This is a genomic window from Ralstonia sp. NFACC01 (assembly GCF_900115545.1).
Taxonomy (GTDB): Bacteria; Pseudomonadota; Gammaproteobacteria; order Burkholderiales; family Burkholderiaceae; genus Ralstonia; species Ralstonia mojiangensis.
In genome coordinates, this window is sequence record NZ_FOWV01000003.1 from 400,887 (window position 1) to 427,299 (window position 26,413).

26 protein-coding genes are annotated in these 26,413 nt (G+C 62.5%); 5 read left to right on the forward strand and 21 right to left on the reverse strand.

All coding sequences use genetic code 11. The features are described from left to right. Positions 1–41 precede the first annotated feature (41 nt). Positions 42–296 (reverse strand): 30S ribosomal protein S16, encoded by a 255-nt coding sequence (gene rpsP, locus BM136_RS09855; RefSeq protein ID WP_024976244.1) that lies wholly within the window; start codon positions 294–296, stop codon positions 42–44. 145 nt (positions 297–441) lie between these two features. On the opposite strand from rpsP, the gene BM136_RS09860 reads away from it, so the two are divergent. The 3 genes from BM136_RS09860 (at position 442) to BM136_RS09875 (ending at position 3,052) form a co-directional block, all read left to right on the forward strand. Beyond that, on the forward strand, positions 442–1,515 hold the full coding sequence (locus BM136_RS09860; protein WP_254775660.1) for a PQQ-dependent sugar dehydrogenase: 1,074 nt from the start codon (positions 442–444) through the stop codon (positions 1,513–1,515). 193 nt (positions 1,516–1,708) lie between these two features. Further along, entirely contained in the window at positions 1,709–2,098 is a 390-nt protein-coding gene (locus BM136_RS09865) for a hypothetical protein (RefSeq protein ID WP_092971663.1), read from the forward strand. 498 nt (positions 2,099–2,596) lie between these two features. Continuing rightward, a complete protein-coding gene (locus tag BM136_RS09875) occupies positions 2,597–3,052 on the forward strand; it encodes an NINE protein (protein ID WP_092971665.1) in 456 nt (151 codons plus the stop codon). Here the strand turns inward: BM136_RS09875 and BM136_RS09880 are convergent, their stop codons facing one another. From BM136_RS09880 to BM136_RS09890, 3 genes are all read right to left on the reverse strand, one after another. Beyond that, positions 3,053–4,177 (reverse strand): PA0069 family radical SAM protein, encoded by a 1,125-nt coding sequence (locus tag BM136_RS09880; RefSeq protein ID WP_092971666.1) that lies wholly within the window; start codon positions 4,175–4,177, stop codon positions 3,053–3,055. Between the two features lie 81 nt (positions 4,178–4,258). Then, positions 4,259–5,878: an alkaline phosphatase D family protein gene (locus tag BM136_RS09885; RefSeq protein ID WP_092971667.1), complete on the reverse strand. Its 1,620-nt coding sequence runs from the start codon at positions 5,876–5,878 to the stop codon at positions 4,259–4,261. A gap of 64 nt (positions 5,879–5,942) precedes the next feature. Continuing rightward, complete coding sequence (locus tag BM136_RS09890) at positions 5,943–6,440, reverse strand: Lrp/AsnC ligand binding domain-containing protein (protein WP_092971668.1); 498 nt, start codon at positions 6,438–6,440, stop codon at positions 5,943–5,945. A 122-nt stretch (positions 6,441–6,562) separates the two neighbouring features. Between BM136_RS09890 and BM136_RS09895 the strand changes: the two genes are divergently transcribed. Then, positions 6,563–7,852, forward strand: a complete 1,290-nt coding sequence (locus BM136_RS09895; protein WP_092971669.1) for a D-amino acid dehydrogenase — start codon at positions 6,563–6,565, stop codon at positions 7,850–7,852. 64 nt (positions 7,853–7,916) lie between these two features. Here BM136_RS09895 and BM136_RS09900 read toward each other — a convergent pair whose 3' ends face one another. The 7 genes from BM136_RS09900 to BM136_RS09930 all read right to left on the reverse strand — a co-directional run bounded on the left by BM136_RS09900 (position 7,917) and on the right by BM136_RS09930 (position 15,416). Continuing rightward, a complete protein-coding gene (locus tag BM136_RS09900) occupies positions 7,917–9,701 on the reverse strand; it encodes an acyl-CoA dehydrogenase (RefSeq protein WP_092971670.1) in 1,785 nt (594 codons plus the stop codon). 169 nt (positions 9,702–9,870) lie between these two features. Beyond that, entirely contained in the window at positions 9,871–10,806 is a 936-nt protein-coding gene (locus BM136_RS09905; RefSeq protein ID WP_027677863.1) for an electron transfer flavoprotein subunit alpha/FixB family protein, read from the reverse strand. Between the two features lie 54 nt (positions 10,807–10,860). Then, positions 10,861–11,610: an electron transfer flavoprotein subunit beta/FixA family protein gene (locus tag BM136_RS09910; protein ID WP_092971671.1), complete on the reverse strand. Its 750-nt coding sequence runs from the start codon at positions 11,608–11,610 to the stop codon at positions 10,861–10,863. A 189-nt stretch (positions 11,611–11,799) separates the two neighbouring features. After that, entirely contained in the window at positions 11,800–12,600 is an 801-nt protein-coding gene (locus tag BM136_RS09915; RefSeq protein WP_045204497.1) for a MetQ/NlpA family ABC transporter substrate-binding protein, read from the reverse strand. Positions 12,601–12,633: 33 nt separating this feature from the next. After that, on the reverse strand, positions 12,634–13,287 hold the full coding sequence (locus BM136_RS09920) for a methionine ABC transporter permease (RefSeq protein ID WP_012761567.1): 654 nt from the start codon (positions 13,285–13,287) through the stop codon (positions 12,634–12,636). Beyond that, positions 13,277–14,326, reverse strand: a complete 1,050-nt coding sequence (locus tag BM136_RS09925) for a methionine ABC transporter ATP-binding protein (RefSeq protein ID WP_092971672.1) — start codon at positions 14,324–14,326, stop codon at positions 13,277–13,279. Before BM136_RS09925 ends, BM136_RS09920 begins: the two co-directional genes overlap by 11 nt. A 166-nt stretch (positions 14,327–14,492) precedes the next feature. After that, the gene (locus BM136_RS09930) at positions 14,493–15,416 is read right to left on the reverse strand and encodes a histone deacetylase family protein (RefSeq protein WP_092971673.1); all 924 of its coding nucleotides are present in this window, start codon (positions 15,414–15,416) and stop codon (positions 14,493–14,495) included. A gap of 131 nt (positions 15,417–15,547) precedes the next feature. Here BM136_RS09930 and mltB point away from each other — a divergent pair, with 131 nt between their 5' ends. Then, positions 15,548–16,672 carry a lytic murein transglycosylase B gene (gene mltB / locus BM136_RS09935; RefSeq protein ID WP_092971674.1) on the forward strand — a complete coding sequence of 375 codons (1,125 nt, stop codon included), beginning with the start codon at positions 15,548–15,550 and terminating at the stop codon, positions 16,670–16,672. 67 nt (positions 16,673–16,739) lie between these two features. Here the strand turns inward: mltB and cysM are convergent, their stop codons facing one another. The 10 genes from cysM to cmk all read right to left on the reverse strand — a co-directional run bounded on the left by cysM (position 16,740) and on the right by cmk (position 26,412). Next, on the reverse strand, positions 16,740–17,642 hold the full coding sequence (cysM, locus tag BM136_RS09940) for a cysteine synthase CysM (protein WP_092971675.1): 903 nt from the start codon (positions 17,640–17,642) through the stop codon (positions 16,740–16,742). A gap of 111 nt (positions 17,643–17,753) precedes the next feature. Next, a complete protein-coding gene (locus tag BM136_RS09945; protein WP_092971676.1) occupies positions 17,754–18,077 on the reverse strand; it encodes a ComEA family DNA-binding protein in 324 nt (107 codons plus the stop codon). 140 nt (positions 18,078–18,217) lie between these two features. After that, on the reverse strand, positions 18,218–19,213 hold the full coding sequence (rfaD, locus tag BM136_RS09950; RefSeq protein WP_092971677.1) for an ADP-glyceromanno-heptose 6-epimerase: 996 nt from the start codon (positions 19,211–19,213) through the stop codon (positions 18,218–18,220). A gap of 18 nt (positions 19,214–19,231) precedes the next feature. Beyond that, complete coding sequence (gene rfaE1 / locus BM136_RS09955; protein WP_092971678.1) at positions 19,232–20,164, reverse strand: D-glycero-beta-D-manno-heptose-7-phosphate kinase; 933 nt, start codon at positions 20,162–20,164, stop codon at positions 19,232–19,234. A 38-nt stretch (positions 20,165–20,202) separates the two neighbouring features. Then, positions 20,203–21,567: a UDP-glucose dehydrogenase family protein gene (locus BM136_RS09960; RefSeq protein ID WP_092971679.1), complete on the reverse strand. Its 1,365-nt coding sequence runs from the start codon at positions 21,565–21,567 to the stop codon at positions 20,203–20,205. Positions 21,568–21,631: 64 nt separating this feature from the next. Next, complete coding sequence (lapB, locus tag BM136_RS09965; protein WP_092971680.1) at positions 21,632–22,906, reverse strand: lipopolysaccharide assembly protein LapB; 1,275 nt, start codon at positions 22,904–22,906, stop codon at positions 21,632–21,634. A gap of 3 nt (positions 22,907–22,909) precedes the next feature. After that, positions 22,910–23,236 carry a LapA family protein gene (locus BM136_RS09970; protein ID WP_092971681.1) on the reverse strand — a complete coding sequence of 109 codons (327 nt, stop codon included), beginning with the start codon at positions 23,234–23,236 and terminating at the stop codon, positions 22,910–22,912. A 182-nt stretch (positions 23,237–23,418) separates the two neighbouring features. Further along, the gene (locus BM136_RS09975; RefSeq protein ID WP_092971682.1) at positions 23,419–23,847 is read right to left on the reverse strand and encodes an integration host factor subunit beta; all 429 of its coding nucleotides are present in this window, start codon (positions 23,845–23,847) and stop codon (positions 23,419–23,421) included. Positions 23,848–23,892: 45 nt separating this feature from the next. Next, positions 23,893–25,581, reverse strand: a complete 1,689-nt coding sequence (rpsA, locus tag BM136_RS09980; protein WP_004629196.1) for a 30S ribosomal protein S1 — start codon at positions 25,579–25,581, stop codon at positions 23,893–23,895. Between the two features lie 135 nt (positions 25,582–25,716). Further along, on the reverse strand, positions 25,717–26,412 hold the full coding sequence (cmk, locus tag BM136_RS09985) for a (d)CMP kinase (RefSeq protein WP_092971683.1): 696 nt from the start codon (positions 26,410–26,412) through the stop codon (positions 25,717–25,719). Between the last annotated feature and the right edge of the window lies 1 nt (position 26,413).

The following is a 26,413-nucleotide window of genomic DNA, read 5'->3' on the forward strand; positions in this document are numbered from 1 at the left end:
GAAGTGCTCGGACGGCACCGTCGATCGACGCATGCTAAAACTTAGGCAGCAGCTTTCTTGCCGTTTTGCTTCACCAGACGGGCAACCGTCGGCGACAGTTGTGCGCCCACGCCTTCCCAGTAGGTCAGGCGGTCTTGCACGATGCGCAGACCTTCTTCGCCTTCACCGGCGAGCGGGTTGTAGAAACCGACGCGCTCGATGAAACGGCCATCACGGCGGTTACGCGAGTCGGTCGCAACGATATTGAAGAACGGGCGCTTCTTGGAGCCACCGCGGGCCAGACGGATCACGACCATGGATCTTTTCCTTGAAAAACTGGATATGCGTACAGAGAAACACGCAAGTATAGCGCAATTCCTCCGGCCAAACAAACACTTAGGCGTAGCGAATGGAGATGCCGGGCGGTACGCGCGGCAACGACGGTACATAAAGCCCGCTATTGTGGTCGCAGCTTGGCTTGGTACAGTCACCGCGGCGCTCGCGAAGCTGCCCATCGAGACACTCCACGTACCGCCTGGCTTCCGTGTCGAGGTGCTGACCGACGCGATGCCGGCCGCACGTGAAATGGCGCTTTCTCCGGCCGGAATTCTTTATGTTGGAAGCCGCGCCGGCAAAGTCTACGCAATGCCATGGCAAACGCCGAATGCGCCCATCCGTGTGGTGGCGTCCGGGCTGCAACTCCCTGTTGGCGTGGCATGGCGTGACGGCAACCTGTATGTGTCTGCGGTTTCGCGTGTGGTACGGCTCGATGGCATCGACAAGCAACTCAGCAATCCACCCGAGCCAGTGGTTATCAACGACAAGCTGCCGACGGAAGCCCATCACGGTTGGAAATTCATCGCATTCGGGCCGGATGGAAAACTGTATGTGCCCGTTGGCGCACCCTGCAACATCTGCCGCCCAGATGAAAACCGGTACGCCAACATCATGCGCATGAACGCCGACGGCAGCGGCCTGGAACTGGTGGCGCGCGGCATTCGCAACACGGTCGGCTTCGACTGGCACCCGACCACGCACGAATTGTGGTTCACCGACAACGGCCGTGACCTGATGGGTGACGACGTGCCCGACGACGAGTTGAACCGCATCACCAAACCCACCCCGCACTTCGGCTACCCGTTCTGCCACGCGGGCAACATTCCCGACCCGGAATTCGGCGCCGGACACCCGTGCAGCAACTACGTGCCGCCTGTGGCCAAGCTCGGAGCGCATGTGGCGGCGTTGGGCATGCGGTTCTATTCAGGGGGCAGCTTTCCGGCGGAGTACCGGAACAACATCTTCATTGCCGAGCACGGCTCTTGGAACCGATCGTCAAAGGTGGGCTACCGTGTCATGCGCGTCGCACTGGACGCTGCCGGCAATGTGACGAAGCAGGAACCGTTCGCGCACGGCTGGCTGCAGGGCGAACAGGCGTGGGGACGCCCCGCCGATGTGCTCGTGGCGCCCGATGGCAGCTTGCTGGTGTCCGACGACTTGGCCGGCGCTGTGTATCGCATCCGCTACACGGGGAAATGACCTCGGCGTCGCCCCTCGCCATGGCAAAGCGTGCACGAAACATCTCGTTACACGGGTAACGTTCGGACAGTGGATGCCTACTGAGTGAAGCCTTACATTGACAAGCATGAACACGCGCAGCCGATCTCTGTTGCACACATCAGAAGCACGCGGCGCGTGGCGCTTTCGAATCCTTGCCCGACAGGAGATAGCCATGCCGATTCGCGCATTGCTTCGCCCCTTGGCGGCAGGCGTTCTGATCGTCGCCTCTGCGGGCGCTGTGGCTGCCAACGCATCGGCGCGTCAAGCCGCCGTCGCCTTTGCAAAATCCGCCCTGCCCGTCTGGACGCAAACGGCACAGACAGCGCCGCAGACGCGTCCGCTGGTGGCGCAATTCTTTGCCGACACGCGTAGCGAGCAGGCGGCCCGCATCCGCGCCCAAATGGAGCGCATGGAAGCGCGTGCCCGTGCGGATGACCGCCTTAATGGTCGCGTTCAACCTCGGGACGGCGGCGGCCGCGGTGACTGGCAACAGCAGGAGCGCATGCGCCAGGAACGAGGCAACGGCGACCAAGGCAACTGGCGCGGTTCGCGCCGGGGCTGAGGCGCACACGCCGCCGCATTTCACATCCCGGAACTTGCCGGGGCACACCTGAGTCGTATTGGATGCTGCGTGCACACGTTTGGCGCCCACGCAGCATCACACCAATCACAACGACAACAGGTGCTCCAATGGCATTCCTCCTCCACCGCCATGTGCGGCTTATCCTTGGTCTCGTCTGGACCACGGCCTTTATGCTGATGCTCGCTCACCTGCTCTACGGTGAAGTCGGTTCGCGCCATCAGGCACCTCAGCTACAGCAGGACTCGACGGTTTCGACGAGCGTGCCGTCGCTCCGTCCGATTCCGATTTAGTGATCCTGCCTCTCCTGCCGCAAGCGCTCCGCAGCGTTGCGCGCATCCGGCCGAACTGACGGCCTCTTCTTTCAGTTACTGATACGTCTTTAGGACGCGCTTCCGGCGTCGTCATCTGGCTGCGCCGCGGTTGATGTTGGGCGTAGAATGCGCGGCGCTGTGTCTTGCCGTGTGTTCATCGCCCGCTATGTCTACGACCGCTCTCCAGAAAAAATCCAAGCTGTTGACCGTGCTGCTCGCCTTCCTGTTCGGGAGCGTGGGCGCACATCGCTTCTACCTCAAGGGCGGACGCGACTTCTGGGCGTGGTCGCAAGTGCTTGCCATGGTGCTCGGCGTGGTTGGCGTGGCGCTGCTGTGGTCGACGCAGCGTGCGAGCGTCCCAGGCTGGGTCTGCGCGATGATCGGTGGATCTTCAGTGCTGGCGGGCTATCTGTCTGCGCTGGTCTACGGCCTGCGCCCCGACGAAAAATGGGATGCGCAGTTCAATGCCGACGGCACGCCCACGCATTCGGGCTGGCCTGTCGTCCTGCTGAGCATTCTCACGCTGATGATTGGCACCGGCCTGCTGATGGCCGGCCTCGCCATTACTTTCCAGACGTATTTCGAAACGCAGGTGCAGGCAGCGAAAGAACTGTCGCAGTAGTCAAAACAAGCTGCCCTGGCGCTCATCGACCGGCTTTCGCGGCTTGACGGCGCGCGCCGGAGGTTTGAACTGCGAGGTATCAAGCACCAGTTCGTTGTAGCGGTGGTAACTGAAGCCGAGCCTGTCGGCGCTCTTGTAGAAACGCTGCCGCAATAAGTCCGCCCAAATGCCGGTTCCGCGCATGCGCGTGGCGAAATCCGCCTTGTAATCCTGCCCGCCGTGCAGGTCGCGGATGCGATTCATCACGCGTTGCGCGCGGTCGGGGAAATGCGCCATCAGCCAGTCCTGAAACACCGTGTTCAGCTCGTTTGGCAAGCGCAGCACGATATAGCTCGCGTACGTGGCGCCCGCTTCGCGCGCGGCTTCCAGAATCTGCTCCATGTGGTCGTCCGTGATGAAGGGAATCATCGGCGCGACGCTGACTCCCACCGGAATGCCCGCCTCGGCCAGCGTACGAATCGTGCGCAGGCGGCGCGATGGCGTGGCGGCACGGGGCTCCAGCTTGCGCGCCAGATCGGCGTCGAGCGTGGTGATTGTGACGGCGGCGACGACAAGATTCTTCGCCGCCATCGGGGCAAGCAGATCGACGTCGCGCTCGATCAATGTCGACTTGGTGATGAGCCCGACGGGGTGATCGCAATCGTGCAGCACCTGCAGCACATCGCGCGTGATGCGCAGCTCGCGCTCAATTGGCTGATACGCATCGGTGTTCACGCCCAGCGCAATTGCCTCGCAACGGTAGCTGGGCTTGGCCAGCGTTTCACGCAGCACCTCGGCAGCATTGGTCTTGGCGAACAGCTTGGTCTCGAAGTCCAGCCCGGGCGACAACTCCAGATACGCATGCGTTGGCCGCGCAAAGCAATACACGCAACCATGCTCACAGCCGCGATACGGGTTCAGCGACACCCCAAACGGAATATCCGGCGACTGGTTATGGCTCAGGATCGAGCGCGCACGTTCGATGGAGACGGAGGTCTCGATGCGCGGCGGTGCGTCATCCGGAACGAGATGCCCGACGAGCGGTTGCCAGCCGTCGTCGACGCGCGCGCGTTCATCGCGTTCGAAGCGGCCTTGCAGATTGGAGGTGGCGCCGCGTCCCTTGCGGGGGACGTGGCGATGGGACATATCGGACACAGCAGAAAGAATGGATGCGGGGGCTGGGTGATCCTATCGCATCCGCCACCACTCCGCTGCGGGTGACGCTGGCTACACCTCGGGATCGAGCCTCACTTCCCAGAGCGATTTGCCGTCGAGGTCGTGCAGCGACACGTACATCGTGCGCGTGGCCGGGTCGATCTTGGCGCGGCCGTAATACTGCTGCAGCGCCGCGGGCGACTGGTTCTGCGGATTGTCCTTTGGAATGCTGACGTAGCGCACGTCCGGTCCAAACGTCTGGTCCACTTCATTCGGTCCGAACGTGCCCGCGTTGATCGGCCCACCGACGAACTCCCAGAACGGTTTGAACTCCGTGAACCTCGCGCGCGACGGATGGTAGTACGTAGCCTGCGCGTAGTGCACGTCAGCCGTCACCCACACCACGTTTTGGATGTTCTCCTGCTTGATGAAGCGCAGGATGTCGGCCAATTCAAGCTCGCGGCCCGACGGTGCACCATCGTCCGCATTTGCCCACGCTTCGTAGGTGCCCTTGGGCACATCGGGGTTCAGATCGGGCACCACCAGCGAGATCGGCATGTCGCTGGCAATCACCTTCCACGTCGCCTTTGACTGCTTGAGCGATTGCTTGAGCCATGCTGCTTGCGCCGGGCCGAGGAAGGCCGAATCGGCATCCAGCCTGGTCTGGCGGTTTGGCGAATTGCGCCCGCGGTAGCTACGCTCGTCCAGCATGAACACGTCGAGCAGCGGCCCGTATTGGAACGCGCGATAGATTTGCTCGGGGTCGATTGGGTTGAATCGGAACGGGTTGTACTCGAACATCGCCTGCTTCGCGCGGGCCGCCAATACCGACGCGCTGCGCTCCTGATAGCGCTTCTCTTCCGGGCCGATCTGCTGGCCGGGATACCAATTGTTGCGCACCTCGTGGTCGTCCCACTGCACGAGGAACGGCACTTCAGCAGAGAACGCGCGCTTGTTCTTGTCGAGCTGGTTGTAGGCGAAGGCGCCGCGGTAATCGTCGAGCGTTTGTGCAACGTGCGACTTCGCCTCGGTGACGAGGTTGGTCCACATCGAGCCGTCGGGCAGCTTCACCTCGGCCTGGATCGGGCCGTCGGCGTAGATCTGATCGCCGGAGTGGATGAAGAAGTCGGGCGATTCGCGACGCATCGCTTCGTACAGCCGGTAACCGCCGAAGCGCTCGTTGATGCCCCAGCCCTGGCCGGCTTCATCGCCAGAGAAGACGAAGCAGATCGGGCGATTGGCCGACACAGGTGCCGTACGAAACCGACCAGTGACGGGCTCGCTGAAGGCTTTGTCGTGCACGAGATCCCGGAAGCGGACGCGGTAGAACAGGTCAGCGCCAGCGGGCAGCCCATTGAGGTCAACGCGGGCTGTCAGGCCGCTGCTGTCGAGGGCCGCCGGCCCCACACGGCGCACGACATTCTTGAACGCGGCATCCGTGGAATATTCGACGATCATGCGTGCCGGACGATCGGAGCGGCTCCAGACGATGGCGCTTTCGGCCGTGACATCACCGCTCATCACACCGCCAGGCAGTTGCGGGCGCAGGCGTTCGGACGTCACTGCGGCCGGCGCGACGCCCTGGGCCAGCACGTCGCCAATACGCGAGCCGAGCAGCGCCGTGCCGCTGACGGAAACGAGGCCCTTGATAAGCGTGCGGCGGGTCGGTTTGAAGATCGGCTGGTCGGACATGCGGGCTCCGGTGTCGGTGATGAAGGTGCCGGCCAGCCTAAGGCGCTTCCGTGACAACGCTACGTCACCCGCCCTCTTCCGTCACATCGATGGCGAGCGTCTCCTTGATCTCCTCCATCACGATGTAACTCTTGGACTGCACCGCGCCGGGCAACTGCAGCAGGATGTCGCCCAGCAAGCGGCGATATTCGCTCATCTCGCGAATGCGCGCCTTGATGAGGTAATCGAAATCGCCCGACACCAGATGACACTCCAGCACCTCGGGAATGCGCAGCACCTCACGCCGGAACTGCTCGAACATGTTGCCCGACTTGCTGCCCAGGCTAATCTCCACAAACACCAGCAGCGACGCGCCCAGCATGGCCGGGTTGAGCCGCGCGTAATAGCCCAGGATGAAGCGTTCTCGCTCCAGCCGTTTGACACGCTCGATGCACGGCGTGATGGTCAGGCCGACCGCCTCGGAGAGCTCCTTCATCGACAACCGTCCGTCCTTTTGCAGCAGGTCGAGGATGCGCCGGTCAAGCTTATCGAGGGCCCGGACGGGCTTGCGCTGGGTTCGCATGGTGGAAAACGCCTGAAAATCGAAGTTGTTACTGTTTCGAGCAAATATACAGAAACATCTACTGGAGTTGTGCGAATACGATAGCGGCATCTATCGCAAATGCATCTCCGGGGAGTATCACCATGCGCGTGCTCGTTCTTGGCAGCGGCGTGATTGGCGTGACCAGCGCTTATTACCTGGCCCGCGCGGGCCATGAAGTCACCGTCGTCGACCGGGAAGCCGGTCCGGCGCTGGAGACGAGCTTTGCCAATGCTGGCCAGATCTCGCCGGGCTACGCGTCGCCGTGGGCCGCCCCGGGCGTGCCGCTCAAAGCCATCAAGTGGATGTTCCAGCAGCACGCGCCGCTCTCCATCCGCCCCGACGGCACGCTCTTCCAACTCAAATGGATGTGGCAGATGCTGCGCAACTGCGACGCCGCCAGCTATGCGCAAAACAAGGAGCGCATGGTCCGCCTGGCCGAATACAGCCGAGACTGCATCCGCGACCTGCGCGCCGACACCGGCATCGCCTACGAAGGCCGCCAGCAAGGCACGCTGCAAATCTTCCGCACCCAGCAACAGCTCGACGGCGCCGCGAACGACATCGCCGTGCTCGAGCGTGCTGGTGTGCCCTACGAACTGCTTTCGCGCGACGACCTCGTGCGCAGTGAACCAGGCCTGGCCTCGACCCGCCACAAGCTGGCCGGTGGCTTGCGCCTACCCAATGACGAAACGGGCGATTGCCAACTCTTCACCACGCGCCTCGCCGCGATGGCGGAAAAGCTCGGCGTGCGCTTCCGTTTCAACAGCACGATCAACAGCCTCATCTTCAAGAATGACGCCGTACGCGGCGCGCTGGTCGACGGCCAGCCGATCGACGCCGATCTCGTGGTCGTGGCACTGGGCAGCTACAGCACGCCGTTCCTGAAGAATCTGGTGAACGTGCCGGTCTACCCGCTCAAGGGTTTCTCGATCACCGTACCGATGACCGACGCGGCGAAGAGCCCTGCGTCCACCATCCTGGACGAGACCTACAAAGTGGCCGTGACGCGCTTTGACGACCGCATCCGCGTGGGCGGCATGGCGCAGATCGTCGGCTATGACAAGCGCCTGGACCCGGGCAAGCGCAAGACGCTGGAGTTCGTGGTCAACGACCTGTTCCCGGGTGCCGGGGATGTGTCGCGTGCCTCGTTCTGGACGGGCCTGCGCCCGATGACGCCGGACGGCACGCCCATCGTCGGCCAGACGCCCGTGCGCGGCCTGTGGCTCAACACTGGGCACGGCACGCTGGGTTGGACCATGGCATGCGGCTCGGGCAAGCTGCTGTCGGATCTGGTGTCCGGCCGCTCGCCTGCCATCCGCTCAGATGACCTGTCGGTGTATCGCTACCTGGGTGGGGCGCCGATGCCGGCAACCCAGCCTGCGCTGGCCTGATCGCCTACGCTGCACGCAATAAAAAGGGAGGCTTCGGCCTCCCTTTTTTTCCCGCTGATGCCGCTTAGAACTGCACTTCCGGCACCGCGCCGATCGTCTCGCCACCCGTCAGCACGCTCTGCGCAATACCAGGTGCCTGCGTGAGCAGCACGTCAGCGAACACGCGCGCCGTGGCGATCTTCGCGCCGTAGAAGTTCGGGTCTTCGCTCTCGCGGTCGAGGGCCACCAGCAGCGCACGCGCCATCTGCCAACCCGACAGCACGATGCCGCAGAGACGCAGATACGGCACGCTGCCCGCGAACACGGCGTTCGGCTGCGCCTTGGTCTGTGCGACCACAAAGCGCACCACCGATTCCAGTGCCTCGCGACCTGCTGCCAGACGCGCCCGCATCGCGTCGCAATGCGCACCGCCCTTCGCCGCCAAGGCCGCTTCCACCTTGGCGATTTCCGCGCAGATGCCCAACGCCACCGCGCCACCGTCACGCACGGTCTTGCGGCCGATCAGGTCGTTGGCCTGGATGGCCGTGGTGCCTTCGTAGATCGGCAGGATGCGCGCATCGCGATAGAACTGCGCGGCGCCCGTCTCTTCGATAAAGCCCATACCGCCGTGCACCTGCACGCCCAGGCTCGTCACATCGATCGACATCTCGGTGCTCCAGCCCTTCACGATGGGCACCAGGAATTCGTACAGCGCTGCGTTCTGCTTGCGTGCAGCGTCGTCGGCAGCGTGATGGCCGGCATCGCACGCGGCAGCAGCCACATAGGCCAGCGCACGCGCGCCTTCCGTCATGGCGCGCATCGTCAGCAGCATGCGCTTGACGTCCGGGTGGTGAATGATGGGCACGGCCTTGGCAGCAGAGCCATCCACGGGGCGGCTCTGGACACGCTCGCGCGCATAGGCCACGGCCTTTTGGTACGCCCGCTCCGACACGCCAATGCCCTGCATGCCCACCGCATAACGCGCCGCGTTCATCATGATGAACATGTATTCCAGGCCGCGATTTTCTTCGCCGACCAAGGTGCCGATCGCGCCGCCATTGTCGCCAAATTGCAGCACGGCCGTCGGGCTCGCCTTGATGCCGAGCTTGTGTTCGATCGACACGCAATGCGCATCGTTGCGCGCGCCCAGCGAGCCGTCTTCATTGACCATGAACTTCGGCACCACAAACAGCGAGATGCCCTTCACGCCTTCCGGCGCACCCGGCGTACGCGCCAGCACAAGGTGGACGATGTTCTCGGCCATATCGTGCTCGCCCCAGGTGATGAAGATCTTCGTGCCGAAAATCTTGAACGTACCGTCGCCTACCGGCTCGGCGCGCGTGCGTACGAGTGCCAGGTCGGAGCCAGCCTGCGGCTCAGTCAGGTTCATCGTGCCCGTCCATTCGCCCGAGATGAGCTTGGGAACAAAAAGCTGTTTCTGCTCTTCGGTGCCAGCCGTCAGCAACGCCTCGATGGCGCCATCCGTGAGCAACGGGCACAGCGCGAACGACAGGTTCGCCGCGTTCAGCATTTCGATGCACGCCGTGGCGATCAGCTTCGGCAGGCCCTGGCCGCCGTATTCCACCGGATGCTGCACGCCCTGCCAGCCGCCTTGGCCGAACTGCGCGAACGCCTCCTTGAAACCCGCGGTGGCCGTGACGACGCCGTCCTTCCAGCTGCTCGGGTTACGGTCGCCTTCCACATTCAGCGGCGCAACGACTTCACCGGTAAAGCGCGCGCTTTCTTCCAGCACGGCCTGTGCCGTGTCGGCGGTGGCGTCTTCAAAGCCGGGCAGCTTGGCGACGTTGTCCAGGCCGGCCAGCTCGTTCATCACGAACAGCATGTCCTTGACTGGGGCTTGATAGGTCATGTCTCTCTCCAACTCTTGTTAAGCGCGATCAGGACAGTGCCGCATCGAGTGCGTGACGCACTCTCCTGATGGCGCTCGCGTACAAAAAAAGCCGTTTCCAAACAGGTCGGAAACGGCTTTGCGTCGGGCATTGCTGCGCGCCTCTCTTGATGCGCGCAGCGCGTTGCAATCAGCCCAGTGCGGTCACCAGCTCCGGCACGACGGCGTTCAGATCGCCCACGAGGCCGTAGTCCGCCACCTGGAAGATCGGCGCTTCCGGATCCTTGTTGATCGCAACGATCACCTTGGAATCCTTCATGCCTGCCAAGTGCTGGATCGCGCCCGAGATACCGACGGCGATATACAGCTGCGGCGCGACGATCTTGCCGGTCTGGCCAACCTGGTAGTCGTTGGGCACAAAGCCGGCGTCCACTGCCGCGCGCGAGGCGCCCAGCGCTGCGCCCAGCTTGTCGGCCAGCGGCGTCAGCACCTTGGTGTAGTTCTCGCCCGAGCCTACGCCACGGCCGCCCGACACGATGATCTTCGCGGCGGTCAATTCCGGGCGGTCGCTCTTCGTCACTTCGCGCGAGACGAATTGCGAGATGCCGGCGTCAGCCACGGCGGTCAGGTTTTCGGTAGCAGCGGAGCCACCGGTGGCAGCGGCCGGGTCGAATGCCGTGCCGCGCACGGTGATTACCTTCACCTTGTCGGCCGATTGCACGGTGGCAATCGCGTTGCCGGCGTAGATCGGGCGCTCGAAGGTGTCCGGGCCGTCGACCTTGGTGATGTCGGACAATTGGGCCACGTCCAGCTTGGCGGCCACGCGCGGCAGGATGTTCTTGCCGTAGGCGGTGGCGGGCGCCAGGATGTGGCTGTAGTTACCGGCAACGGCCAGGGCCTGCTCGGCGACGTTCTCGGCCAGGCCATCGGCAAACTGAGGGGCGTCGGCCACCAGCACCTTGGTCACGCCGGCGATCTGCGCGGCGGCTTGTGCAGCGGCGCCACAGCCAGCGCCGGCCACCAGCACGTGGACGTCACCGCCGCATTGGGCGGCGGCCGTCACGGTGTTCAGTGTCGCGGCCTTGATGGATTGGTTGTCGTGTTCAGCAATAACGAGTGCGGTCATCTTGATCTGCCTGTTCGGTGTGCTTGAAGTTGCGTGCAGTAGCGGTTGACCGCCTTACAGCACCTTGGCTTCCGTCTTGAGCTTGGACACCAGCGTGGCCACATCGGGCACCATCACACCGGCGCTGCGCTTGGCGGGCTCGACCACCTTCAGCGTCTTCAGGCGCGGTGCAACGTCCACGCCCAGATCTTCCGGCTTGACCGTGTCGAGCTGCTTCTTCTTCGCCTTCATGATGTTCGGCAGCGTCACGTAGCGCGGCTCGTTCAGGCGCAGGTCGGTAGTGACCACGGCCGGCAGCTTGACCGACAGGGTTTCCAGGCCGCCGTCCACTTCACGCGTGACCGAGGCTTTGCCGTCAGCAATCTGCACCTTCGAAGCGAACGTGGCTTGCGGCAGCCCTGCCAGTGCAGCCAGCATCTGGCCGGTCTGGTTGGCGTCGTCGTCAATCGCCTGCTTGCCGAGGATGATCAGCTGCGGCTGTTCCTTGTCGACGAGTGCCTTGAGCAGCTTGGCCACTGCAAGCGGCTGCAGCTCTTCAGAGGTTTCGACCAGAATGCCGCGATCGGCGCCGATGGCCATGGCGGTGCGCAGGGTTTCCTGGCACTGCGTCACGCCGCACGAGACGGCGATCACTTCGGTAGCGACGCCCGCTTCCTTCAGGCGAACCGCCTCTTCCACGGCGATCTCGTCGAACGGGTTCATGCTCATCTTGACGTTGGCCAGATCGACACCGCTGCCGTCCGTCTTCACGCGAACCTTCACGTTGTAATCGATCACGCGCTTGACTGCGACCAGGACTTTCATGCGCTCACTCCACTAATTGATAAGACGATTTTGCAAAACGCCGGCCATTATAAGGGGGGCTGGTCGCTCGCGTAATTTTTCCGAACGGTCGTGCTATTTTAACCGCGAAAATTTGCCGGACGCCAGTCAAACGTCCGGCAATCTGTTCGGTAGAACCCTCTACCGGGTCACCGAGAAATCATAAAGTGATTACCAAGCCACAATCACCGCATCTTTGTACTTCGTCTTGACGAAAGACTTCACGGCGTCGGAATGATACGCCTTCACCAGCTTGGCGACCCAGGGTTGGTCCTTGTCGGCGGCGCGGATGGCGATCACGTTGGCATACGGGCCTTTCGGGCTTTCGATGGCGATGCCGTCCTTGGTCGGGTCCAGGTTGGCCTTCTCGGCATAGTTGCCATTGATGGCGGCGGCATCCAGGTCATCCAGCGAGCGCGGCAGTTGCGCGGCATCCAACTCGACGAACTTCAGCTTCTTGGGGTTCTCTGCCACGTCGCGCGGCGAGGCCTTGAAACCGGCGTTCGGCTTGAGCTTGATCACGCCTTGCGATTGCAGCAGCAGAAGCGCGCGGCCGCCATTGGTGGGATCGTTCGGCAGGCCGAAGCGCGCACCGTCCTTCAATTCCTTCAGCGACTTGATCTTCTTCGAGTAGATCCCCATCGGGAAGGTGATGGTCTGGCCGACGCTCACAAACTTGTAGCCGCGCGTGGCAATCTGGTCGTCCAGATACGGCTGGTGTTGATAGCTGTTGGCGTCCAGATCGCCGGCAGCGAGGGCCGCATTCGGCTGGATGTAATCGTTGAACTCGACGATCTGGAGCTTCAGGCCGTCCTTCTCGGCGACCTTCTTCACTTCTTCCATGATCTCGGCGTGCGGGCCGGCGGTCACGCCGATCTTGATCGGCTTGCTCTGCGCCAGGGCGCTGCCTGCGACCAACGCCAGTGCGGCACCAAGGCTCGCGGACCATTGAAGCAGTTGACGGCGATTCATTGTGTTTCCTCGTTTTGTCTGTCGATTGGGTGATTAACGGTGGCTCAGGCGGCGCACGAGCCAATCGCCCGTCGATTGCACCGCCTGCACAAAGACGATCAGGATGACGACCACCGCCAGCATGATGTCCGATTCGTAGCGCTGATAGCCGTAGCGAATGCCCAGATCGCCCAGGCCGCCGCCGCCGATGGTACCGGCCATGGCCGAGTAGCCTACAAGACTGACGAAGGTGATTGTCAGGCCGGCGAGGATGCCCGGCATCGCCTCTGGCAACAGCACCTTGTAGACGAGTTGGCCCGTCGTCGCCCCCATCGATTGAGCTGCCTCGATCAGGCCGCGGTCCACTTCGCGCAACGCGGTCTCGACCAGGCGGGCGACAAAGGGAATCGCCGCGATCGTCAGCGGCACGATGGCCGCGGCGGTGCCGATGGAGGAGCCCGCCAGCAGGCGCGTGAACGGAATCACCGCGACCAGCAGGATGATGAACGGCACGGAGCGCACGGCATTGACGACAAGGCCCGCCACGCGGTTGAACACCGGCGCCGACAGCACGCCGCCCGAAGTCGTCAGATACAGCAGTACGCCCAGCGGCACGCCAAACAGCGCACCAATGCCGCCGGACACGCCAACCATGGCGAGCGTTTCCCAGAAGGCCGGCAGGAACAGATCGGTCAGGTCAGACCACATGGTTGATCTCCTCGACCACCACGCCTTGCTCGCGCAGGAAGTTCATCGCGTTGTTGATGTCGGCGGTCTCCCCCGATGCCAGGATCGCCAGCGAACCAAAGGCCTGGCCCTGGATCTCGTCGATATGGCCGTGCAGGATGTTGAAGTCGAGCCCGTAGTTGCGGATCGCCTGCGCCAGCACCGGCTGATCCACACCCGCACCCGTGAAGGCTAGGCGGAACAGATGGTCCCGCCCGCCCTGCTCGCGCGCAACGAGCCGGCTTTCCACGCGGGCCAGTACCGAGGGCGGCAGTTCCTGCGAGATCACCTCGCCGATGAGCGCGCGCGTTACGTCATGCGCGGGCTTCAGGAACACGTCAATCACACGGCCCAGTTCCACCACCCGGCCGGCGTCGAGCACCGCCACACGGTCGCACACCTGCTTGATAACTTCCATCTGGTGCGTGATCAGCACGATGGTCAGGCCCAGTTCGCGGTTGATCTTGCGCAGCAGGTCAAGAATCGAGCGCGTCGTCTCCGGGTCCAGCGCGGAGGTCGCCTCGTCGGAGAGCAGCACATCTGGCTGGCTGGCCAGCGCGCGGGCGATGCCAACGCGCTGCTTCTGGCCACCGGAAATCTGCGCGGGGTAGCGGTCCTTGTGCGCAGACAGGCCCACCAGTTCCAGCAGCGGCAACACGATCTCGCGTATGCGTTCACGCGACGTGCCGGCCAACTCCAGCGGCAGCGCCACGTTGTCATATACGGTGCGCGAAGACAGCAAGTTGAAGTGCTGGAAGATCATGCCGATCTTGCGGCGCGCTTGCCGCAGGCCGTCGGCATTGAGTGCGGTGAGCTCCTGCCCTGCCACGGTAACGGTGCCGGAGGTCGGCCGATTCAGCAGATTGATGACGCGGACCAGCGTGCTCTTGCCCGCGCCGCTGCGGCCGATGATGCCGAAGATTTCTCCCCGGTCGATGGTGAGGTCCACGTCGCGCAGCGCGTGGACGTCATGGCCGCCCGCTCCCCGAAAGTGCTGCGATATCCCCTTGAGTTCGATCATGCGTACAGACAAAAACGGCAACCGCCCAGTGCCTAGGCCGTTGCCGTCTCTTTTTTGTTGGAATAAGACGCTAGTGTAAGGCAGACCCTACATGCGAGGAACGATTCTTTAACGATGTCTTTATTACTTTTTTGAATGTCATTGACGATTCGTCACCGTCCATCGCTTAAAGCTCGGCCAGCGCCTTAACGTGCGCCACCACACTGCGCCCGAGCGCGCTGAGGTTGTAGCCGCCCTCCAGACAACTGACGATCCGGCCCTTGGCGTGTGCGCGCGCCACCTGCATGAGCTGCTGCGTGATCCACGCGTAGTCCGCCTCGACCAGGCCCATCTGGCCCAGATCGTCTTCGCGGTGCGCATCGAAACCGGCGGAGATGAACAGCATTTCGGGCTGGAACGCATCTAAGCGAGGCACCCAAATGGTTTCCACCACTTCGCGCACGGTCAAACCGTTCGTATAGGCCGGCAGCGGGATGTTCACCATGTTGGCCGCTACCGCTTCGGTGCCGGAATACGGATAGAACGGGTGCTGGAAGATGCTGCACATCAGCACGCGCGGCTCGTTGATGAACGCCGCCTCGGTGCCGTTGCCGTGGTGCACGTCAAAGTCGACGATCGCCACGCGCTGCAAGCCGTGATGGTCCAGCGCATGACGCGCGGCCACGGCCACATTGTTGAAGAAGCAGAAGCCCATTGCGCGGCCCGGCTCCGCATGATGGCCAGGTGGGCGCACGCTGCAGAAGGCGTTCTCCAGCTCGCCGGCGATGACCTTGTCGGTGGCGTCCACCGCAGCCCCCGCCGCCAACACTGCAGCCATGTATGTGTGCGGGTTCATCGAGGTGTCGGGATCGATCGGCATATAACCGGCAATCGGCACGCTGGCCACCAGCTCGCGCACGTATTCAGCGCGATGGACGCGACATAGCTGCGCCTCGGTGGCGGGCGGCGCCTCGCAGGGAACGAGCAGGTCGTCGATGCGGCTGGCGATGAGCTGGTCTTCGATCGCGCGCAGGCGGTCCGGGCATTCGGGATGGTGCGGTCCCATCTCGTGCCGGAGGAATTCGGGATGCGTGTAGAGGCCGGTCGCCATGTTGTTGTGATCCGGTGTGCTTCAGTGTCTCCAGCCGCTACGTTAGCACGGCTGTGCGACAACGCCGCACGCCCCGGGCGATCCAACAGACGCATCCGCTACAATGCCCCGATCCCGTATGAAGCCTGCCCATGAGCCAATCGCCTTCTTCCCGTCGTCCCGTATTGCGCGCCCTGGTGGCTGGCGCAGCGCTTTCCGCGCTCTCTTTCCCGGCGCTCTCGCTGGCTGCCAAGAAAGCTGCCAAGTCGCCCAAGCGCCGCGTTGCGGTGCATGAAGAAGAGATCGACCCCGATCGTTATCGCAACAATCCGCAAACGCAGGCCTTCATCGGCATGCTGGTCGCGCAGTACAACTTTGACCGGACATCGCTCGATACGCTGTTTGCCGGAACGGCCTATTCCGCTACGGTGGCGCGCCTGATCCTGCCTCCGGCCACGCCCGCGCGTCGCAGCTGGACGGCCTATCGCGGACGCTTCATCGAGCCGATCCGCATTGGCGCCGGCGTACGCTTCTGGCAGCAATACGGCGACACACTGCGCCGTGCCGAGAACGAATTTGGCGTGCCGGCCGACGTGATCGTGGGCATCCTGGGCGTCGAGACCATCTACGGCCGAGACATGGGCAACTTCCGCGTGATGGACGCGTTGTCCACGCTGGCCTTCGACTACCCCGATACGCCCAACCGCGAAGACCGCAGCACGATGTTCCGCAACCAACTCAAGGACTTCTTGCTCTGGTGCCGCGACACGGGCACGGACACCTTCTCGGTCCTCGGCTCGTATGCGGGCGCAGTCGGCATTCCGCAATTCATGCCAACCAGCATCCGCGAATACGCCATCGATTACGACCGCGATGGTCATATCGACCTGCGCAACAGCGCGGCGGATGCCATCGGCAGCGTCGCACGCTTCCTGCAGATGCACGGCTGGGAACCGAACCGCCCTGTGATGTGGAACATTGCCCGTGATGCGGACAGCCAAGGCATCGCAGCAGCGGCAGCGGACGGCCAGCCGTATCCCGGCATGACGCTGTCGAGGCTCACGCGCGCTGGTCTGGCGCTGGCTCCGGGCGTCGATGCCACACGCGAGCAGGAAACCGAGGTGCTGATGATCGACCTGCCCACGCCGGGTCAGCCGACCGAGTACCGCGTCGGCCTGCGCAACTTCTACGTGCTCACGCGCTACAACCGCAGCTTCTTCTACGCAGCTGCGGTGTACGAGTTGGGCCAAGCCGTGCGGCAGGCGATGCAGGGTTGATCCACCGTCCACGCAAACAAAAAGCGCAGCTCCGGCTGCGCTTTTTTCTTGGCGATGCGGCGTGCCGTCAGGCGGGGAAAACGCCCGTCGACAAGTAACGGTCGCCTCGATCGCACACCACGAACACGATCGTCGCGTTTTCGACTTCCTCGGCCACACGCAGTGCCACGCACAACGCACCCGCCGCAGATATCCCGCAGAAGATACCTTCTTCGCGAGCCATGCGACGCGCCATGTGCTCGGCGTCGGACTGACTCACCGGCTCGGTGCGATCGATGTACTTCGGATCGTAGATCTTCGGCATGTACGCCTCGGGCCACTTGCGGATGCCCGGAATGCGCGAGCCTTCTTCCGGCTGTGCGCCCACGATCTGGATGTCGGCGTTCTTCTCTTTCAGGAAGCGCGAGACACCGGTAATCGTGCCCGTCGTCCCCATCGCCGAGACGAAATGCGTGATGCGGCCCTCGGTGTCGCGCCACAGTTCGGGGCCGGTGGTTTCGTAGTGCGAAAGCGGGTTGTCCGGATTGGCAAACTGATCGAGGATGACGCCCTTACCTTCCTTCTCCATCGCGTCGGCCAGGTCACGTGCGTATTCCATGCCGCCTTTGACGGGGGTGAGGATGATCTCCGCGCCGTAAGCGGCCATGCTTTGGCGGCGTTCCACCGACAGGTCTTCCGGCATGATCAGCACCATCTTGTAGCCACGCACGGCGGCGGCCATGGCCAGGGCAATGCCCGTGTTGCCCGACGTGGATTCGATCAGCGTGTCACCCGGCTTGATGCGGCCACGCGCTTCGGCGTGCTTGATCATGGACAGCGCAGGGCGATCCTTGACCGAGCCGGCTGGGTTATTGCCCTCGAGTTTGCCGAGGATGACATTGCCGCGGCGCGCGTTGCCTTCGCCGGGAATGCGCTGGAGCTGAACCAAGGGCGTGTTGCCGATGGTGTCTTCGATGGTGAGATAGGCCATGATGCGTGGGGGACGGGAATCAAGGCATTGTAATGCAGCCCAAATCCCTTGCCCCACACATGGCAAAACGCCCCGCTCGGGGCGGGGCGTTGGCGGCAGGTGACCGCAGACTTACTTCTTCTTTGCGTCCTTGCTGTCCTTCTTGGCTGCGGCCGGCGCCGCTGCCGCTGCCGGAGCGCCGAACGTCAGACCTTCGTTCTCCAGCTTGACGAGCGTCTTGTCGCCAATGCCGGACACGCGAGCCTTGAAGTCGGCGGCGTCTTTGTACGGACCGTTCTTGGTGCGCTCTTCAATGATCGACTTGGAACGCTTGGGACCAATGCCGGACAGCGTCTCAAGCGCAGCATGATCTGCAGTATTCACATCTACCGCGGCCCACGAGACCGACAGCATCGACAGCGACATCAACGCGGTAGCCAACAGCTTCTTCAACATGTGCTTCTCCTTGGTATTGGGAGGAAAAAAAACCGCCACATGAGGTGGCGGTTTCGACACATCTTAAAGAGCGTCCTGGCGATTCCGCAGCGAACGGACAAAAAGTCACACGCCGTCTGATTCTTGGCAGAACTGATCGATCAGGCCGGCTGCTTCAACAGCCACTGACAGTAACGCTCCACGCCTTCCTGGACCGTCAGGAACGGCGCCGTGTAACCCGCCGCGCGCAGGCGCGACTGGTCCGCCTGCGTGAAGCACTGATACTTGCCACGCAATGCGTCGGGGAATTTCACGTATTCGATCAGGCCTTCCTGTGCCAGCTCTTCGGTCGAAAGCGCCGGCTTGCCTTCCGCTGCGCGCAACGTGTTCACGACCGTCGTGGCGATATCGTTGAACGGCTGCGCGCGGCCCGTGCCGAGGTTGAAGATGCCCGACTTGTCCGGATTGTCGAAGAAAAACAGGTTGACCTTCACCACATCTTCCACCGACACGAAATCGCGCATTTGGCCACCTTGCGGGTAGCCGTTGTACTCGCCGAACAACTTGACCGTCCCTTCTGCGCGGAACTGGTTGAAGTTGTGGAACGCCACAGAAGCCATGCGACCCTTGTGCTGCTCACGCGGCCCGTAGACGTTGAAGTAGCGGAAGCCGACGATCTGCGACAGCGCGGTTGGCATGACACGCCGCACGATCTGGTCGAACAGCAGCTTGGAATAGCCGTACACGTTGAGCGGCCGCTCGAACTCGGGCGCTTCGCGGAACGTTTCCGACGCGCCGTATGTGGCTGCCGACGAGGCATAGAGAAACTGCACCCCTTGGTCCAGGCACGCACGCATCACCGCCAGCGAGTAGCGGTAATTGTTGTCCATCATGTAGCGGCCGTCGGTCTCCATGGTGTCGGAGCAGGCGCCTTCATGGAAGATCGCGCGGACTTTGCCGAACTCGCCGCGCGCAAAACGCTCAACAAAATCGGTCTTGTCCAGGTAGTCGCTGATCTGGCAGTCGACGATGTTTTTGAACTTGTCGGCCCGTGTGAGGTTGTCGACGGCGATGATGTCGGTCTCGCCGCGCTCGTTCAGACCTTTGACGATGTTGGCGCCGATAAAGCCGGCCGCGCCGGTGACGATGATGGTCATGATCCGTTGATCAGGTGATCAGTTGAAGAGTTCTGCGTGGGTGACGACCGCCGTGCCCAGCTTGCCGACCACGATGCCGCCTGCGCGATTCGCGTACTGCACGGCTTCCTTGATGTTGGCGCCCGCCCCCAGCAGCGTGGCCAGCGTGGCGATCACGGTATCGCCGGCGCCGGAGACGTCGAACACTTCGCGCGCCTGCGCCGACACGTGCAGCACCTCGTGCTCGGTATAAAGCGTCATGCCTTCTTCCGAGCGCGTGAGTAGCAGCGCCTCGAGTTGCAGATCGCGACGCAGGTTCTGTGCGCGGATGGTCAGGTCCTGCTCCGATTTCCACGAACCCACCACCTGGCGCATTTCAGCCCTGTTGGGCGTGATCATGGTTGCACCCTTGTAGCGCGAATAGTCATCGCCCTTCGGGTCGACAAGCACGCGCCGGCCCGCCCGGCGCGAGGTCTCGATCATCTTGCCGACGTGCGTGAGTCCGCCTTTGCCGTAGTCCGACAGCACCACCACGTCGTGCTGCGGCACCAGCGTACCGAAACGATCGAGCACTGACATCAGCACTTCGTGCGTGGGCGCGTTTTCAAAATCAACGCGAATCAATTGTTGCTGACGTGCCAGCACGCGCAGCTTGATCGTCGTGTTGACTGCCGGATCACGATGCAGGTGACCCGTAACATGGCTCTCGCCGAGCAGCGTTTCAATGCTGCGACCCGGCTCGTCGTCGCCAATCACACCAAGCATGGCTGCCTGCGCGCCGAGTGCCGCCACGTTGCGCGCCACGTTGGCGGCCCCACCAAGACGCTCATCCTGGCGCTTGATCTGCACGACCGGTACCGGCGCTTCCGGCGAAATCCGATCGACATCCCCAAACCAGTAGCGGTCGAGCATCATGTCGCCGACCACGAGAATGCGGGCGGCGTGGATCTGTTCGGAAGCAAGCGTGGTCATGGGTCTAAGCGTCGGCAGCGGCCGGAGGGTCTCTGTGATTACGATTGGGTGGAGCGCCCGATGGCCTGGTATTCAAAGCCTGCGTCGCGCATGGCTTGCGGCTCGAACAGGTTGCGGCCATCGAACACCATCGGTGTCTTCAGCAGGGCCTTCACGGCGTTGAAGTCCGGGCTGCGGAACGCCTTCCACTCGGTCACGATGACCAGCGCGTCGGCATTCTTGAGCGCGTCCATCTGACCGGCACAGAAGGTCACACGTTCCAGTTGTTCGGCAGAAAGATCGAGTGCCAACGCGTGGCGGGCTTCTTCCATCGCAACCGGGTCATACACTTGCACGCGAGCGCCACGCGCCAACAGCGCTGCAATCAGGATGCGGCTCGGTGCTTCGCGCATGTCGTCGGTGTTCGGCTTGAACGCCAGACCCCAGATGGCGAAGGCGCGGCCGGTAAGGTCGACGCCCATGCGGTCTTCGATCTTGTCGACCAGCACTTCCTTCTGCTTGTCGTTGACCGCTTCAACGGCTTCCAGCACGTGCAGCGTTTGACCGTACTCCTGCGCCGTGCGCACGAGCGCCTGCACATCCTTCGGGAAGCACGACCCGCCGTAGCCAGTGCCGGCGTAGAGGAAGCTATAGCCGATACGCGGGTCTGAGCCGATGCCCAGGCGAACGAGTTCGATATCCGCGCCCACCTTGTCGGCCAGATTGGCCATCTCGTTCATGAACGAGATGCGCGTGGCCAGCATTGAATTGGCGGCGTACTTGGTGAACTCGGCGGAGCGCACGTCCATGTAGAACGTGCGTTCATGGTTGCGGTTGAACGGCGCGTAGAGGGTGCGCATGATGGCCTTGGCGCGTAGGCCGTCGTTATCGCCATACGTGCCGAGCACGATGCGGTCCGGGCGCATGAAATCGTCCACCGCTGCGCCTTCTTTCAGGAACTCCGGGTTCGACACCACCGAGAAGCCGACGTCCGACTTGCCGCGCGTTGCCAGCACTTCGTCAACCGCGGCACGCACCTTGTCGCCCGTTCCCACCGGCACCGTCGATTTGTCGACGATCACCTTGAAGCTCGTCATGTGCTGGGCGATGTTGCGGGCGGCCGCCAGCACGTATTTCAGGTCAGCCGAACCGTCTTCATCGGGGGGCGTGCCCACGGCGATGAACTGCACGTCGCCGTGCGCCACGCTGGCAGCCACGTCGGTCGAGAACTGAATGCGGCCGGCCGCGCGGTTTCGCTCGATCAGCTCTTTCAGCCCCGGTTCGTAGATCGGCACGCCGCCGGCATTGAGCAGGTCGATCTTCTTCTGGTCGACATCGAGGCAAAACACATCGTTGCCCAGCTCCGCCAGACACGCGCCGGTGACCAGACCGACATAACCGCTACCGATGATGGTGATTTTCATACAAACACTTGAAGATTAAAAAAGCGCCAGCGCGGCCGCTACAAACGCGCCGCGCCGGACTGAATTACATGCTGGCGCCACCGCTGCCGCCGAGCGTCTCGGTACGGCGCGGAGCATACGTTTCCCAGCGGTTGCAGCCGGGGCATTGCCAATAAAACAGACGCGCGCGGAAACCGCACTCCTGGCAGGTATAGCGCGCCAGATTGCGCGTACGACTTTGCAGCAAATCGCGAATGGCGCCGAGATCCTGCGCGCGCTGGATGTCAGCATTGCCGCCCGCTTCAACCGGATCCGCTAGTGCACTCTCGGCAACGTCGGCCGTCGCGGGTGCCTCATGGCCAACCGCCTCGGACGCGCGCGTCGCCTCGGCTTCCACCAGCCGCGTCAACGCCATCAACGAGGGCTGACGACGGATCTGGTCGCGCATCAGCGCCACGGCATCGTCGATACCGTGTACGTCCAATTCGTATTTGTAGACCGTATCGAGCAGTTCGGGGCCCAGGCGTGCGTCCATCTTGGAGCGCAGCCAAGCGAGTCCCTCGGCGGCGCGGCCAAGCTGCGTGTACGCCTTCATCAGGCGTTCGGCCACCAGCGGCAAGAACGCTGTGTTTTGCTGTTCGATGCTGCGCCAACGCTTGATGGCACCTTCCACATCGCCCTGCCCTTGCGCCACATCGCCCAACTGCAAGGTGGCACGCACGTTCGTGGGATTTTCCTGCAGTGCACGTTCCAGCCATTCGACGGCAGTCGGCACGTCCTTGCGCTGCAGCGCTTCCTGCGCGACCTCGCAGCAGAACTGCGCAATCTGTACGGCGTAATCCTTGCCTTGCAGCTTTTGCAATTCGCGCGCTGCGTCAATGGCCTTGCGCCACTCCTTTTCGATTTCGTATAACTCAAGCAGCACGCGCTTAGCCGGCTCGGCGAATGTGCCTTCCATCAGCATGCGCAGAGATTCCTCTGCGCGATCCAGCAGGCCCGCTCGCAGAAAATCCTGCCCCAGTTCAAACAACGCGTGATCGCGTTCATTGGGCGGAAGATCCGGACGGTTGACGAGGTTCTGGTGAACGCGGATGGCGCGTTCGGTTTCGCCGCGCCGGCGGAACAGACTACCGAGCGCAAAGTGCAGCTCAGTGGTCTCCGGGTCGAGACGCGCAACTTCAATGAAAGCGTCGATGGCCTTGTCCGGCTGCTCGTTGAGCAGGAAATTCAGCCCCTTGAAATACGAGCGCGGCAGCGACGATTGTTCGGTGCGCAGCTGGCGGGCATCGAGCCGAGCGGCCACCCAGCCCAAGCCAAACACCAGGGGGATGGCCAACAGCCACCAGAGATCAAAATCCATGCGTCAGACCTTGGGGCCGGGAACGTGATACGGAGAATCGGCAACAACGGGCGTCGTCGGCGCCTCGGTCACCTCTTCGGCCTTCTTCATGCGACCGATCTGGCGACGCAGGCGGCTTGCCGCAAAGCGATGCCGCATCACACGCGGTGCCATCGCCAGCATGGCCAGCAAGATGCCAGCGACAAAGAACGCCAAGGCGATCAGGATCAACGGTGCATGCCAGACCACGCCAAACGGCAGCGCGAGCGAGACTTCCGCCGTGTTGTGCAGTGCCAGCACGAAAAGCAGCACAAACAACAGGATACGGATGACCCAGACGAGAAATTTCATGCGGATTCGGAAACGGGCGGCGGTGCAGCAGCCGGATGCGGCACGATTGCCGTGTTGTGCCGCATTGTAGCGGATTCATATGGCGGCCAGCGACGCCGCGCTGGGCGGGAGACAAGCATTGCCAGAATAAAAAACGCCCCGGCAAGCGGGGCGTTCCTGAAACTACCAGGTGCTACTTGGGCTCAGCGCGACATAGCCAACGGCACCGCCGTGTCTACCGGAAATCCGGCAGCCTGACGGGTGCTATCAGTCTTTCGCGCAGCCTTTACAGCCGCGAGCGACACGGCAGGCTCGCCCTCCGAAGGGGGGTCGCCTTGACGCTCTAGGCTGCGGTCAACCCGTTCGCGCAACTCCTTGCCCGCCTTGAAGTGCGGCACCCGCTTCTCGGGCACCAGCACCTTCTCGCCAGATTTGGGATTGCGACCGACACGCGGCGGACGCCGATTCAGACCAAAACTCCCGAATCCGCGGATCTCGATGCGGTGGCCGTCCGCCAAGGCGTCGGACATCGCATCCAGGATCGTCTTGACCGCGATGTCGGCATCCCGCAGCAGCAGCTGCGGGAAGCGGGCGGCCAGCTTTTCCACGAGTTCGGACTTGGTCATGGGCATCTTGCGCGCGTCCTTGTCGTTCTTTAGGGTCGACCCGGTTGATGCTTACTGATTGGTTTCGTTCAGCTTGGCCTTCAGCAGCGCGCCGAGGTTCGTGGTACCAGCTGCGCCGGTATCCGCCGAGAACTTCTGCATCGCTTCCTGTTGGTCGGCGCTGTCCTTCGCCTTGATGGAAACGTTGATGTTGCGCGACTTGCGATCGATGTTGACGATCATCGCGGTCATCGTTTCGCCTTCCTTCAGCACGTTGCGGGCGTCTTCAACACGGTCGCTCGAGATTTCCGAGGCGCGCAGGTAGCCTTCCACGTCGTCAGCCAGCTGCACCACGGCGCCCTTCGGATCAACGGCCTTGATCGTGACCTGCACGATCGAACCCTTGTCGTTGGTCGAGATGAAGTTGTTGAACGGGTCGCCCGACAGTTGCTTGATACCCAGCGAGATGCGTTCCTTGTCGACGTCGATGGCCAGAACCACGGCTTCGACTTCGTCGCCCTTCTTGTACTTGCGAACGGCTTCTTCGCCAGTCTCTTGCCACGACAGGTCCGACAGGTGCACCAAGCCATCGATGCCGCCCGGCAGACCGATGAACACGCCGAAGTCGGTGATCGACTTGATCTGGCCAGCCAGCTTGTCGCCCTTCTTCTGGTTGCGCGCGAAATCGTCCCACGGGTTGGCCTTGCACTGCTTCATGCCCAGGCTGATACGACGCTTGTCTTCGTCGATATCCAGAACCATGACTTCCACTTCGTCGCCCAGTTGGACAACCTTCGACGGAGCCACGTTCTTGTTGGTCCAGTCCATTTCCGACACGTGGACCAGGCCTTCGATACCAGCTTCGATCTCGACGAACGCGCCGTAGTCGGTCAGGTTGGTCACCTTGCCGAACAGGCGGGTGCCTTGCGGGTAGCGGCGCGAGATGCCGACCCACGGATCTTCGCCCAGCTGCTTGACGCCCAGCGAGACGCGGTTCTTCTCTTGGTCGAACTTGAGGATCTTGGCAGTGATTTCCTGGCCAACCGACAGCACTTCGCTCGGGTGACGCACACGACGCCATGCCAGGTCGGTGATGTGCAGCAGACCGTCGATGCCACCCAGATCCACGAACGCGCCGTAGTCGGTGATGTTCTTGACGATACCGTTGACGATCGCACCTTCCTTGAGCGTCTCCATCAGCTTCTGACGCTCTTCGCCCAGCGTGGCTTCAACCACGGCACGGCGCGACAGCACAACGTTGTTGCGCTTGCGGTCCAGCTTGATGACCTTGAATTCGAGGGTCTTGCCTTCGTACGGCGTGGTGTCCTTGATCGGACGCACGTCGACGAGCGAACCCGGCAGGAATGCACGAATACCGTTGACCATAACGGTCAGACCGCCCTTGACCTTGCCGGTCACGGTACCGGAGATGATCTCGCCGGATTCCAATGCCTTCTCAAGGTTCAGCCACGAAGCCAGACGCTTGGCCTTGTCGCGCGACAGAATGGTGTCGCCGTAGCCGTTTTCCAGCGCGTCGATTGCGACCGAAACGTAGTCGCCAACTTGCACTTCCAACTCGCCCTGATCGTTCAGGAATTCTTCGACCGGAACAAAAGCTTCAGACTTCAGGCCCGCGTTCACAACGACGAAGTTGTGGTCGATACGCACAACTTCCGCAGAGATCACTTCGCCAGCCTTCATATTGGACTTGGCGATCGACTCTTCGAACAGGGCGGCAAAAGATTCGTTAGTTTGGGACATAAAAAATAGGCATCCGCAGAACATGCCTCGCATTGCTTTCGCACAAAACGGGCGAAGACACGCATGCGGGGTTATGAGTTAAACAACCGCCGGCAGCGACATGCCACCGGCACCGATCGAACCAGTTCAGCCGGATCAGTTTGCCTTGTCAGCGCCCTGCACCTGCCGGTACCAGTCCAGTACCTGCGCGACCACTTCATCGACCGTCATGTCGGACGAATCCAGTTGCCGCGCATCCTGCGCCGGACGCAGCGGCGCGACACTGCGGGTGCGATCCCGCAAATCACGCGCCTCCAAGTCCTGCGAAAGACTTTCAACTGTAGCAGAAAAACCCTTTGCAATCAATTGTTTATAACGCCGCTCAGCGCGTGCCTGCACGCTTGCCGTCAGGAACACTTTGAGCACCGCTTCAGGAAAAACCACCGTGCCCATATCGCGGCCGTCGGCCACGAGACCGGGTGCTTCCAGGAACGCGCGCTGGCGTGCGTGCAACGCCTCCCGTACCGCCCCATGCACGGCAATAGCCGAAGCCTGATTGCCAACGGACTCATGCCGCAGCGCCAAGCTCACATCCTCACCCTTGAGCCAGATGTGATCTGCCTTGAAGCGCACATCGAGTTCTCGCCCGATGCGCACGAGGCTCTCAACGTCGTGGTCGTCGATGTTCTCTCGCATGCTGGCAAGCGCCACCAATCGGTACAGCGAGCCGCTATCCAGCAGGTGAAAACCAAGGAGATCCGCGATCTGGTGAGCGACCGTGCCCTTGCCAGATGCGGTCGGTCCGTCGATGGTAATGACCGGGTACGACATGGAAGCAGCAGTCTCGGGCATG

What these genes read in the sequence shown, in the direction of transcription:
- rpsP (WP_024976244.1), bottom strand. Translation starts at nt 296, where the DNA reads ATGGTCGTGATCCGTCTGGCCCGCGGTGGCTCCAAGAAGCGCCCGTTC.
- BM136_RS09865 (WP_092971663.1), top strand. Translation starts at nt 1,709, where the DNA reads ATGCCGATTCGCGCATTGCTTCGCCCCTTGGCGGCAGGCGTTCTGATC.
- BM136_RS09875 (WP_092971665.1), top strand. Translation starts at nt 2,597, where the DNA reads ATGTCTACGACCGCTCTCCAGAAAAAATCCAAGCTGTTGACCGTGCTG.
- BM136_RS09880 (WP_092971666.1), bottom strand. Translation starts at nt 4,177, where the DNA reads ATGTCCCATCGCCACGTCCCCCGCAAGGGACGCGGCGCCACCTCCAAT.
- BM136_RS09885 (WP_092971667.1), bottom strand. Translation starts at nt 5,878, where the DNA reads ATGTCCGACCAGCCGATCTTCAAACCGACCCGCCGCACGCTTATCAAG.
- BM136_RS09890 (WP_092971668.1), bottom strand. Translation starts at nt 6,440, where the DNA reads ATGCGAACCCAGCGCAAGCCCGTCCGGGCCCTCGATAAGCTTGACCGG.
- BM136_RS09895 (WP_092971669.1), top strand. Translation starts at nt 6,563, where the DNA reads ATGCGCGTGCTCGTTCTTGGCAGCGGCGTGATTGGCGTGACCAGCGCT.
- BM136_RS09900 (WP_092971670.1), bottom strand. Translation starts at nt 9,701, where the DNA reads ATGACCTATCAAGCCCCAGTCAAGGACATGCTGTTCGTGATGAACGAG.
- BM136_RS09905 (WP_027677863.1), bottom strand. Translation starts at nt 10,806, where the DNA reads ATGACCGCACTCGTTATTGCTGAACACGACAACCAATCCATCAAGGCC.
- BM136_RS09910 (WP_092971671.1), bottom strand. Translation starts at nt 11,610, where the DNA reads ATGAAAGTCCTGGTCGCAGTCAAGCGCGTGATCGATTACAACGTGAAG.
- BM136_RS09915 (WP_045204497.1), bottom strand. Translation starts at nt 12,600, where the DNA reads ATGAATCGCCGTCAACTGCTTCAATGGTCCGCGAGCCTTGGTGCCGCA.
- BM136_RS09920 (WP_012761567.1), bottom strand. Translation starts at nt 13,287, where the DNA reads ATGTGGTCTGACCTGACCGATCTGTTCCTGCCGGCCTTCTGGGAAACG.
- BM136_RS09925 (WP_092971672.1), bottom strand. Translation starts at nt 14,326, where the DNA reads ATGATCGAACTCAAGGGGATATCGCAGCACTTTCGGGGAGCGGGCGGC.
- BM136_RS09930 (WP_092971673.1), bottom strand. Translation starts at nt 15,416, where the DNA reads ATGGCGACCGGCCTCTACACGCATCCCGAATTCCTCCGGCACGAGATG.
- mltB (WP_092971674.1), top strand. Translation starts at nt 15,548, where the DNA reads ATGAGCCAATCGCCTTCTTCCCGTCGTCCCGTATTGCGCGCCCTGGTG.
- cysM (WP_092971675.1), bottom strand. Translation starts at nt 17,642, where the DNA reads ATGGCCTATCTCACCATCGAAGACACCATCGGCAACACGCCCTTGGTT.
- BM136_RS09945 (WP_092971676.1), bottom strand. Translation starts at nt 18,077, where the DNA reads ATGTTGAAGAAGCTGTTGGCTACCGCGTTGATGTCGCTGTCGATGCTG.
- rfaD (WP_092971677.1), bottom strand. Translation starts at nt 19,213, where the DNA reads ATGACCATCATCGTCACCGGCGCGGCCGGCTTTATCGGCGCCAACATC.
- rfaE1 (WP_092971678.1), bottom strand. Translation starts at nt 20,164, where the DNA reads ATGACCACGCTTGCTTCCGAACAGATCCACGCCGCCCGCATTCTCGTG.
- BM136_RS09960 (WP_092971679.1), bottom strand. Translation starts at nt 21,567, where the DNA reads ATGAAAATCACCATCATCGGTAGCGGTTATGTCGGTCTGGTCACCGGC.
- lapB (WP_092971680.1), bottom strand. Translation starts at nt 22,906, where the DNA reads ATGGATTTTGATCTCTGGTGGCTGTTGGCCATCCCCCTGGTGTTTGGC.
- BM136_RS09970 (WP_092971681.1), bottom strand. Translation starts at nt 23,236, where the DNA reads ATGAAATTTCTCGTCTGGGTCATCCGTATCCTGTTGTTTGTGCTGCTT.
- BM136_RS09975 (WP_092971682.1), bottom strand. Translation starts at nt 23,847, where the DNA reads ATGCCCATGACCAAGTCCGAACTCGTGGAAAAGCTGGCCGCCCGCTTC.
- rpsA (WP_004629196.1), bottom strand. Translation starts at nt 25,581, where the DNA reads ATGTCCCAAACTAACGAATCTTTTGCCGCCCTGTTCGAAGAGTCGATC.
- cmk (WP_092971683.1), bottom strand. Translation starts at nt 26,412, where the DNA reads ATGCCCGAGACTGCTGCTTCCATGTCGTACCCGGTCATTACCATCGAC.